The organism is Prosthecobacter sp. (genome assembly GCF_029946185.1).
Classification (GTDB): domain Bacteria; phylum Verrucomicrobiota; class Verrucomicrobiia; order Verrucomicrobiales; family Verrucomicrobiaceae; genus Prosthecobacter.
In genome coordinates, this window is the sequence record NZ_JAQSEA010000305.1 from 1 (window position 1) to 10,766 (window position 10,766).

A 10,766-nucleotide genomic window follows, 5' to 3' on the forward strand; every position below is an offset into this window, starting at 1 on the left:
CTGCCGCCATGAAACCGGAGCTTTTGAGTGCATCCGCCATCCAGCAGCAGATGATCGGCCTCCCCGGCTGGCAGGTGGAGGGCACGGAACTGGTGAAGGAGTTCCGTTTTACGAGTTATCTGGCCGGCATCGAATTTGTGCGACGCGTGGCCGGTCTGGCCGAGGCGATGAACCACCACCCGGACTTGTTTGTCGGCTGGCGCAAAGTCACCGTGCGTCTGAGCACCCACAGCGCCGGGGGATTGACCGGGCTGGACTTCGCACTGGCCTGTCAGATCAGATCGGTCGAAGCCGCCCCGACCGACCCCTCCTGATACGAACTCAAGGCACCATGGCGGCAGAGTCGCGGTTGACCCTGCGGCCGGAAGGGTCCACCACCTCTACGGTGACAAAGATGATGATGTTCTTCATGCTGGTCTGCTTGGTGTTGCTCTTGAAGAGCCTGCCTACAAAAGGAAGATCTCCCAGGATAGGAACCTTGTCTTCCACCAGCGTACGATTCTCAATCTTGACCCCGCCCAGCACAATCGTTGCGCCATCATACACCTTCACCGCAGTGACCACCTTCTGCGTTTTAAATACTGGCTGCAGAATCAAGTTGGGCGTGATCAACTGATCACGTGAACTCAGAGGGACGTAACCCGTGGCACCGGTGGACAATTGGATTGGCAGTACACTGAGGCTTGCGGGCACGTTGATAGGTGATCCGTAATTCACAAACCCCTCAAATTGAGTCAGTTCTGGTGCGATCGTGAGTTCCACGGTGCGACCATCTTCGGAAATAATCGGTTCTACCTCGACCAATACGCCGGTTTTCCTCATTTCGAAGGCGGTGGGCGTTGTCGGCGTGGCGATCTGCTGCTGACCGCCCCCACCAGTGATTTGCCCCCCCCCCTGCGGCAGTCTGGGTGGATCAAACTCTGTCGGATAAATGAACTCCTGCGTAACCTCGGCGATCGCTTTGAGACCACTTTTGGTAGTCACGCTGGGGGAAGCATTGACATCCACTCCCTTTTTCTGTGAAAGCGCGCGCATCACAGTTTGAAATTGAGAATCGGAGAACACGCCTGAAATGGATAGAATACCCGGTGCCACGTTTTTGTTCCCAGTGACCGAACCGGTGTTGAGCAAACTATCGATGGCGTTTGCTGATGCCGCAAAGTCGCCCGACCTGAGACCTGACGTGACGGGGCCACCGCCGTAGGGGAAAGGCACCGTGCTTCCCAGTGGTGCGGGCCCTCCAAAAGCTCCGGCAGCTGGAGTCGAGGGAAACACTTCTTCACCACCCACAGTGAGACCAGGGACCACGTAAGGCGTCTGAAATGGATAGTTACCTGCGCTTGTCGGCGTTCCATTTCCTGCACTACCACCGCCAAAGAAGAGATTCTGGCCACTGGTGCTGACTCCACCCAAGAGCCAGTCAAAACCGAGCTCTTCAAGGTTCGTCTGGTTCACCTCCAGCATTCGCACATGAATCACGGCCATCTTCGGCGAGGCCTTGGTCGCCTGCTCGACGATCATTTCAACCGTCTCCATGTTGGCGATCGTGTTGCGAACGGTCAGTGCGTTGGTCGATGCGTTGTAGCTGGCACTCGTCCCCTCCGGGAAGGTCACTCCACGCGCTTCGAGAAACTCCTTTGCACCCAAGCGGCGAATGATCAGCGCCCCTCCAGCCGGAGCCTGGGCACCAAAAGGATCCGTTGGCGGAGCAGCACCCGGATCTGCTCCTGGGGAGTTCTGAATAAAATCCGGCGGCACCCGGAAGGAGCGGGTGACGACCGCACTGTTGCGTTCGCTGATGGAAACAAAGATTACCGCATGCTCATCCACCTTGTAGGCGACTCCGCACATCTCGCTCACGTAGCGCAGCAGCTCCTCCATCGGCACATTGAGAAGATTCAGGCTTATAGGCTTGCTACGCGACTCAGGGGGCGCACTGACGACAAAACTGACCCCTTTACCCTCAGTATCCAAATCACGACTGCGAACTCGCAGCAGTTCAACCACCTCGTCCAATGTGGCCCCATCAAAATCCACCTTGGGAAAGGTGATCGAGCGCAGCTTTTGCGTGATTCTATCGCTCCCAGTCTGTTGATTGACGAGGGATGCCGCACTGGCTCCAAACAGGGAGCTGCGATCCATGTCGGTCAGAGGCACAGGATCTTCCCATGACTGAGTCACCGCGCCCAGCATTTTGGCCCGCTGCTGGTCGTAGGCGGCTTTGTAGTACTTTTGCTTTTCCCGCTCGACGTTTTCCATGCCACGCCGGGCGGCACTGTTGGTGGGGTCAATCCGCAGCACATCCTGGAAAGTTGCAATGGCCTTGTCCAGATCACCGAGCTGGAGAAACGAACTGGCCTTGAGCAGCAGCGTCTGCACCGCTCCCACGTTGTCCACATGTTTGGCGGTCAGTGAGGGAGGAAAGCGATCCGGATCTCCGAGTCGTTTCTTGAGCGACAGTACGCGTTCGTCTTTCGGTGCCACATCAGGTGCCAGCAGTTGATCCAGCACTTTGCCCGCTGCCGCAAGATCTCCCTTGGCGGCGTATTCCTGGGCCATCAGACAGCCTGCCACCACGTAGCCGTTGCGCGCAGCCAGTCGTGACTCTTGGGCGAGAGGAATGTTTGGCAGCGCCTTGTAGGCACCCTCAAACAAGGTCAGCGCCTCAGCCGCCTTTTCCTGTTCGATCAACTGGTACCCGCGCTCGATTTCAGTGTTCAGCGTGTTGACCTGAATGGCGCGACGGCGTGCTTCAGCCTGGGCCATGGCTGAGACTGACTGGGCACCCGCAGGCGTGACTGCATTTCCTCCCAGAATGATCATCAGGCACGCAACAGCGCCGCGAGTGAGCAGGCGGCGTGGCAATACGGCTTCGGGATATTTCGGGAAAGGCTGCAGGAGCATCAAAATAGGGGAAATTCGACTTTATAACAGGACTCGGTGTTTCGCCCAAGCATTTTCTGCCATGAATCTCAGCCGGGGGTTGCCCTGCCGCCCCATCTTGCTCTGATGACTGCCCATCCCCAATCATCTATGGCCAAAGCACCCATCAAAGTCGCAGTCACCGGCGCCGCCGGTCAAATCGGTTACGCCCTCCTTTTCCGCATCGCCTCCGGTGCCATGTTCGGCCCGGATCAACCGGTGATCCTCCAGCTCATCGAAGCTCCGTTTGAAAAGCCCATGGCCGCCCTCGCCGGTGTGGCGATGGAGCTTGATGACTGCGCCTTCCCGCTGCTGAAGGGCATCGTTCAGACTTCTGACCCAGCCGTGGGTTTCAAAGACGCCAACTGGTGCCTGCTGGTGGGTGCCAAGCCACGTGGCCCAGGCATGGAGCGCGCCGACTTGCTCAAGGACAACGGCAAAATTTTCATCGAACAGGGCAAGATCATTGACGCTGTGGCAGCAGATGACGCCCGCGTGGCTGTCGTCGGCAATCCGGCGAACACGAACTGCATGATCGCCGCCTCCCAGGCCAAGCGCCTTACACCAGACCGTTTCACCGCCATGGTGCGTCTGGATCAAAACCGTGCCCAGACCCAGCTCGCCCAAAAGGCCGGCGTGGACCTCACAGAAGTGAAGGACATCTTCATTTACGGCAATCACAGCCCGACGATGTTCCCGTCCTTCGCCCATGCCACCATCGGTGGTAAGGCCGCAGCCGAAGTCATCAATGACCAGGCTTGGCTCGAAGGTCCCTTCCTTGAAACCGTGGGCAAGCGTGGTGCAGCGATCATCGCGGCGCGTGGCGCTTCTTCCGCCGCCTCCGCAGCGAACGCCCTCGTCGATCACGTCCGCTCCCTTTTCACCCCTGGCGCGATCCATTCCATCGCCGTGAAGAGCAATGGCCTCTATGGCTTCAATCCTGAAGTCTGGGCTGGCATGCCGGTGCGCACGACGACCCCGGGCAGCTACGAGGTCATCACCAGCTACGAAATGGATGACTTCGCGAAATCCAAGATCGCTGCGACCAACAAGGAGCTCACCGATGAGCGCTCCTTTGTGGCTGACATGCTGTAATAAAAGAGCAGTTCAATCCCAAAGCGGCACCTTCACGGGTGCCGCTTTTTTGTGTCCGGGCCAGGTCTCTTCCTCGATCATCTCGCAGAGCCACGCCCATCACCACGCCCCCAGGGACCAGGATGGTCCCACTCCTTTCAAGCCACCCAGCGCTCTGGCAGGAGAGGGATCGTCCTGATTCCTTTGTGTGCTGCCGAAGTCGGCGGTGTCAGCGGAGAAGCAAGCCGCGTTTTGTCAGCGCGGGGCGGAGGGCGTGTGCGGAGCGTGAGGGACCAGGATGGTCCCTCTCCTTTCAAGCCACCCAGCGCTCTGGCAGGAGAGGGATCGTCCTGATTCCTTTGTGTGCTGCCGAAGTCGGCGGTGTCAGCGGAGAAGCAAGCCGCGTTTTGTCAGCGCGGGGCGGAGGGCGTGTGCGGAGCGTGAGGGACCAAGATGGTCCCTCTCCATTCAAGCCACCCAGCGGGGGTGTAGTTCCGCTTTTTCACACCCGCATGATGAATCCCCTCCCCTGCCTGCGTTATGGCCTCATGCATTCTTCCCGCCGCGACTTCCTCCAGACTACGGGCTGTGGCTTCGGCTACCTCGCGTGGCAGGCCATGGCGCAGAGTCAGGCAGCGCTGGTGAATCCGATCGCGCTCAAAAAACCGCATCATGCACCGAAGGCGAAGCGGGTTATTTTCCTCTTCATGCAGGGCGGCGTGAGCCATGTCGATTCATTCGACTACAAGCCACGTCTCTTCAAAGACGACGGCAAGATCATCGATGTGATGGATTCCCGCGCCCTCGCTAAGACTGGCAAGGGCGCGCTGCAGCGGGTGATGAAGCCGCTGTGGGACTTCAAGCAGCATGGCGAGACCGGCCGCTGGGCCTCCAATCTCTTTCCTCACATCAACCAGCATGTGGATGACCTGTGCTTCCTGCACGGCATGCACACGGAGGGCGTGGCGCATGGCCCGGCCACGCTGTTCATGCACACCGGCACCACCAGCAACATCCGCCCGAGCATGGGCTCGTGGGTGATGTATGGCCTCGGCGCGGAGAATGAAAATCTGCCCGGCTTCATGACGATCAGCCCGAGCCTCGGCAACGGTGGACCGCGGAACTATGGCAATGCCTTTCTGCCCGCTGTTTTCCAAGGCACGCCCGTGGGACGCAGCGGCATGCCTGCCAAAGAGTCCACCATCAAGAACATTACCAATGCGATCTGGACGCCCGAGCAGCAGCGCAAGCAGTACGGACTGCTGAGTGCGCTGAATGCGGAACAGGCCGCGCATGCGATGGCCGGTGATACGGATATTGATGCGGTGATTCGCAGCTATGAGCTGGCCTGGCGCATGCAGAATAAAGCGCCGGGAGCGATGGACATCAGCGACGAGTCGGAAGACACGCTCAAGCTTTACGGCATCAACGAAAAAACCACCGATAACTTCGGCCGCCAGTGCCTCATGGCCCGCCGCATGGCCGAGCAGGGCGTGCGGTACATCCAGGTCAATTACGGCGACAACTCGAACAATCCCGCCTGGGATCAGCACTCCAACCTGCCGAAGCATGGCGACCACGCGGCGGCGGTCGATAAACCCATTGCCGGGCTGCTCGCGGATCTCAAACAACGCGGGCTGCTGGAAGATACCATCGTGTGGTGGGGCGGCGAATTTGGCCGCACGCCTTACGCGGAGAAAAACGGCACGGGACGCGATCACAACCCGCTCGGCTTCACCGTGTGGGTGGCGGGCGGTGGATTTAAATCCGGCCATGCCCACGGCGCGACGGATGAACTCGGCCACATGGCCGTGGAGGACAAAGTACACATGCATGATCTGCATGCGACGATCCTGCACCAGCTAGGGCTGGATCATGAGAAGCTGACGTTCCGCCATGCGGGGAGAGACTTCCGGCTGACGGATGTGCATGGGCATGTGGTGCGGGAAGTGATCGCTTGAACGATTGGCTTTGATAAAATACGGGCCGAGGCGCGTGTATCTAGAATGTGCATCCGCCACATGGTTTCGACCTGTTTGATCATGCTGCTGTGCTGCATGAGAGCCGCCAGTGCGGGAGAGGCCAGGCTGGGTTTTAACCGGGACATCCGGCCGATCCTTTCCAACAAATGTTTTCGCTGCCACGGCTTTGATGAAAAGGGGCGCAAGGGGGACCTGCGATTGGATCAACGCGATGACGCTATCGCTTCCCGTGATGGAAGGCAGAGCATTGCGCCGGGCAAGTCGGAGGAGAGCGAGTTGATACAGCGGATCAGCACCACCGATGCCGATGATATCATGCCGCCGCCGGAGTCGAAGTTTTCGCTCACAGCGGAGGAGAAAGAGACGCTGCGACGCTGGATCGCGGAAGGAGCCGAATACGAGGCGCACTGGTCTTTGATCCCGCCCAAGAGTGCTTCGCTTCCGCTTGTGAAAAAGGCGGAGTGGCCGCGCACGGAGATCGACCGTTTCGTTCTTGCTCGCCTGGAGAAGGAAGGCATGCCGCCCAGCCCGGAGGCAGCGCGCGAAACGCTGCTGAGGCGTGTAAGCTTTGATCTCACGGGGCTGCCGCCCACGCTAAAGGAGATGGATGACTATCTTCATGCTGATCCAAGCGCGCAGGCCTATGAGCATGCGGTGGATCGTCTGCTGGCCTCGAAACACTTCGGTGAACGCATGGCGGTGGAATGGCTGGATGCGGCGCGCTATGCGGACACCAACGGCTACTTTGGCGACAAGACGCGCAGCCTGTGGCCGTGGCGGGACTGGGTGATCGATGCGTACAACCGCAACGTGCGATTTGATCAGTTTACGATTGAGCAGCTTGCGGGGGATTTGATTCCCAACGCGAGCACCGCGCAGCGCATCGCCACCGGCTTCAACCGCAACCACATGGCGAACAATGAGAGCGGCATCATTGATGAGGAATACCGGGTGGAATATGTGGCGGATCGTCTGGAAACCACCGGCACCACCTGGCTGGGGCTCACCATCGGCTGCGCACGCTGCCATGATCATAAGTACGATCCCATCACGCAGCGCGAGTTCTACCAGCTCTTTGCTTTTTTCAACAGCGTTCCCGAGTCCGGCCTCATCAAGAATGACAACCCGCCACCGGTACTGAGCGTGTCATCGGAACAGCAGACACAGGAATTGATACGCCTCTCTGCGGCCGCACAGCAGGCAGAGAGGGATTTTCAGCCTGTCGCGGCGGCTTTGAAACAGCAGATTGCGGTGTGGGAAAAAACTGCGGTGGCGGCGCTGGCGGCAGCTCCCACTACGCAGATCATTGCGCATTTCTCTTTCGATGGGCAGATCAACGCGAAGCACTTCGGCACCCGCTTTGTATTTCAGGATGCCATCCTCGGTCAGTCGGCGAAGTTTGATGCCACGCAGCATGCGGAGTGGGAGGGAGCTTTCGACACCGATGCGGCATGGACGGTCGGTCTCTGGGTCATGGCGGACACTTCGCTGAGCGGTGTGCTGTCCAAGATCGAGCCTAAGAGCAGACGGCGGGGCTTTGAGGTGATCTGGCAGAAGGGCCGCTTTCAAATCAATCTGGTTAGCAAGTGGGGCACGGATGCCATCGAGCTGGTCACGCAGGAACCTGTCTCTTCCAAAAAGTGGCATCATCTGGTAGTCAGCTACGACGGCTCGCGCCGGGCTGGTGGCATGAGGGTCTTTATTGATGGCCAGCCTGCGGCGACGAAAGCGATGAATGACACGCTGCGAGGCTCGACGGCGTGCGGGGAACCTCTGCGCATTGGCAGGCGGGATTCGAGTCTCGGATTTTACGGTCAGCTGGATGAGCTGCGCCTGCTGCGGCGGGCCATCACGCAGGAAGAAGCCGGGGCGTGGTTTTGGAGCGAGCGACTGCGTGGGATTGTCGCCATGCCTGCGGCCAAACGCATTGCGGCTGACAGTACGCTGCTGCAAGACTGGTTTGTGGAGCAGCATGCGGATGCGGTGACGCGCGCCGCGCACCAGCGAGTGCGTGAGGCCAGAGCGGCTGAAGCTGGCATGCGGGAAAGTATTCCCACCACGCTGGTGATGCAGGAGATGCCCAGCCCACGCAAGACGCACCTTCTGACACGCGGCCAGTATGATCATCCTGCCGAGGAGGTGCGCCCCGGTGTGCCTGCGTCATTGTCCCAATGGCCGACGAACGCTCCGCCCAACCGCTTGGGCTTTGCGCAATGGGTCGTCTCGAAGGAGAATCCGCTGACGGCACGTGTCGCGGTGAATCGTTTGTGGCAGCAATGCTTTGGTGAAGGGCTGGTGCGCACGGTGAATGATTTCGGCTCGCAAGGGGAAGCCCCAAGTCACCCGGAACTGCTTGACTGGCTGGCGGTGCGCTTCATGCAGAGCGGCTGGGATGTGAAGGCGATGCTGAAGCTGATGGTGATGAGCGCGACGTATCGGCAAAGCTCGGCCTTTTCTGCACGCGATCCGTCCAACCTTCTGCTGGCGCGTGGGCCTTCTTTCCGGCTGAGCGCGGAGATGGTGCGTGATCAGGCTCTGGCGGTTTCCGGATTGTTGGTACCGAAGATTGGCGGGCCGAGTGTGAAGCCCTACCAGCCGCCCGGATTGTGGGAGGCCGTCTCCTACAATGGCGAGGAAAGCTATGTGACTGATACGAACGACGGACTGTGGCGGCGCAGTCTCTACACGTTTTTGAAACGGCAGTCGCCACCCCCTGCCCTGCTGACTTTTGATGGCCCAACGCGTGAGAAGTGTACGGTGCGCCGCGCGCGTACCAACACGCCGCTGCAGGCACTGGTGCTGCTGAATGATGAGACGTACATCGAGGCTGCACGTGTGCTTGCCGCATGGACGCTGGGGAGCAAGGGTTCTGAGGTCGAGAGGCTCGCGCTGGTTTTCCGGCGTGTGATGTGTCGCAGGCCGGAGCCTGAGGAACTGAAGCTGCTGGGCGATTTGCTGAGCAGGCAGCGGGCTCGATTTGCGGCTGATCGCGAGGCGGCGATGAAACTCATCGCCGAGGGTGCTTCCACTCGCGGCAGAGATCTTGATCCGGTGGAGCTGGCCGCGTGGGCGCTCACCCTGCACACGTTGTTCAACCTCGACGAAACCATCACCCGCCGATGAACGCATCACTGACTCGACGACAGCTTTTTGGTCGTGCCTCCGCAGGGATCGGCACGGCGGCGCTGGCTTCATTGATGGGTGAAGGCCGGGCCTTTGCCGCGCCGCACTATGCGCCGAAGGCGAAGCGGGTGATCTATCTGTTCATGCACGGCGGGCCGTCGCAGCTCGATTTGTTTGATCACAAACCCGGCTTGAAAAAAATTCACGGCGAGGAGATGCCGCCTTCGGTGATGGGAGATCAGCGCCTGACGGGAATGACGAGCGGGCAGAAGAGCAAGCCGATCACTGCATCGATTTTCAATTTTCAGCAGCATGGCCAGTCTGGTGCGTGGATGAGTGAGCTGCTGCCGAATCTGGGGCGTGTGGCGGATGAGATGTGCATCATCCGCTCCATGCACACGGAGGCGATCAATCATGATCCGGGTGTGACGCTGTTGCAGACGGGGCATCAGCAGCCGGGGCGTCCGAGCTTTGGAGCCTGGGCCAGTTATGGACTCGGGAGCGAGAATGCGAGTCTGCCGGCCTTTGTGGTGCTCATCTCACGCGGCAGTGCGGCCCGCCCGGCGGACCCGCTGTATGCGCGGCTGTGGGGTTCGGGTTTCCTGCCTTCGAACCATCAGGGGGTGAGCTTCCGCAGCAGTGGCGATCCGGTTTTGTATCTTTCCAATCCACCGGGTATCAGCGCGGCCTCGCGGCGGGATCAGCTTGATGTCATCCAGGCGCTCAATCGCAGGCAGCTCGCGCAGCAGCTGGATCCCGAGATCGAGACGCGCATCACGCAGTATGAGATGGCGTACCGCATGCAGAGCAGCGTGCCGGATTTGATCAGCCTGCAAAGCGAGAGCGCCGCCACCTTTGAAGCCTATGGGCCGCAGTCACGGGTACCGGGGAGCTTCGCGGCGAACTGCCTGCTGGCGCGCCGCATGGCGGAAAGCGGTGTGCGCTTCATCCAGCTGTACCATCGCGGCTGGGACCAGCACTACAATCTGCCGAGCGATCTGCGCCTGCAATGCGGTGACATCGACCAGCCCTGCGCCGCACTGATCAGCGATCTCAAGCAGCGTGGATTGCTCGATGACACGCTCATCGTCTGGGGCGGTGAATTTGGCCGCACCACCTACTCGCAAGGCAAACTGGAACCCACCAACCATGGCCGCGATCACCACGGTCGCTGCTTCACGATGTGGATGGCGGGCGGCGGCGTGAAGCCCGGCCTGCAGTTTGGTGAGACGGATGACTTCTGCTTCAACGTCGCGCGTGATCCCATGCATGTGCATGATCTGAACGCCACGCTGCTGCATCTGCTGGGCATCGATCATGAGAGGCTCACCTACCGTGCCGAGGGCCGCGACTTTCGCCTGACCGATGTGCACGGGCGGGTGATGAGGGCAGTGATGGCGTGAGGGGTGGAAAATGCTCTTTTCATTCTGCGGCGACTCTGGTTCCCCACCGCAGATGAATCCTTTCCCACCGCCATGGCTGACCTCCTGCTCAACGATCCCTTCTTTGCCTCCTGCCTGCGGTCCATGCCGTCGGGGAAAAAAGCCTGCGGTTCACCGCACCAAGGGCGGTGCAGCTTTTCTATTTGCGAAGACACCGTATAGAATTTCTACCCAATAGTTTGACTTCTATTCCTGTAGGTTGGGTGTATTTGGCGTCGAAGAC

At 59.8% G+C, this 10,766-nt stretch carries 6 protein-coding genes; 5 read left to right on the plus strand and 1 reads right to left on the minus strand.

All coding sequences use genetic code 11. The features are described 5' to 3' along the window. Nucleotides 1–8 precede the first annotated feature (8 nt). Nucleotides 9–314 (plus strand): 4a-hydroxytetrahydrobiopterin dehydratase, encoded by a 306-nt coding sequence (locus PSV43_RS24745; RefSeq protein ID WP_300204058.1) that lies wholly within the window; start codon nt 9–11, stop codon nt 312–314. A 7-nt stretch (nt 315–321) separates the two neighbouring features. Here the strand turns inward: PSV43_RS24745 and PSV43_RS24750 are convergent, their stop codons facing one another. Then, nucleotides 322–2,904, minus strand: a complete 2,583-nt coding sequence (locus tag PSV43_RS24750) for an Amuc_1098 family type IV pilus outer membrane protein (protein WP_345784692.1) — start codon at nt 2,902–2,904, stop codon at nt 322–324. A gap of 129 nt (nt 2,905–3,033) precedes the next feature. Between PSV43_RS24750 and PSV43_RS24755 the strand changes: the two genes are divergently transcribed. The 4 genes from PSV43_RS24755 (at nt 3,034) to PSV43_RS24770 (ending at nt 10,504) form a co-directional block, all read left to right on the plus strand. Then, on the plus strand, nt 3,034–4,017 hold the full coding sequence (locus tag PSV43_RS24755) for a malate dehydrogenase (protein ID WP_300204046.1): 984 nt from the start codon (nt 3,034–3,036) through the stop codon (nt 4,015–4,017). A 491-nt stretch (nt 4,018–4,508) separates the two neighbouring features. Continuing rightward, nucleotides 4,509–5,957, plus strand: coding sequence for a DUF1501 domain-containing protein (locus PSV43_RS24760; RefSeq protein ID WP_300204049.1), 1,449 nt, complete (start codon nt 4,509–4,511; stop codon nt 5,955–5,957). A 60-nt stretch (nt 5,958–6,017) separates the two neighbouring features. Further along, a complete protein-coding gene (locus PSV43_RS24765; protein ID WP_300204052.1) occupies nt 6,018–9,101 on the plus strand; it encodes a DUF1553 domain-containing protein in 3,084 nt (1,027 codons plus the stop codon). Beyond that, entirely contained in the window at nt 9,098–10,504 is a 1,407-nt protein-coding gene (locus tag PSV43_RS24770) for a DUF1501 domain-containing protein (protein ID WP_300204055.1), read from the plus strand. The genes PSV43_RS24765 and PSV43_RS24770 overlap by 4 nt, the downstream gene beginning before the upstream one ends. Nucleotides 10,505–10,766: the final 262 nt, after the last annotated feature.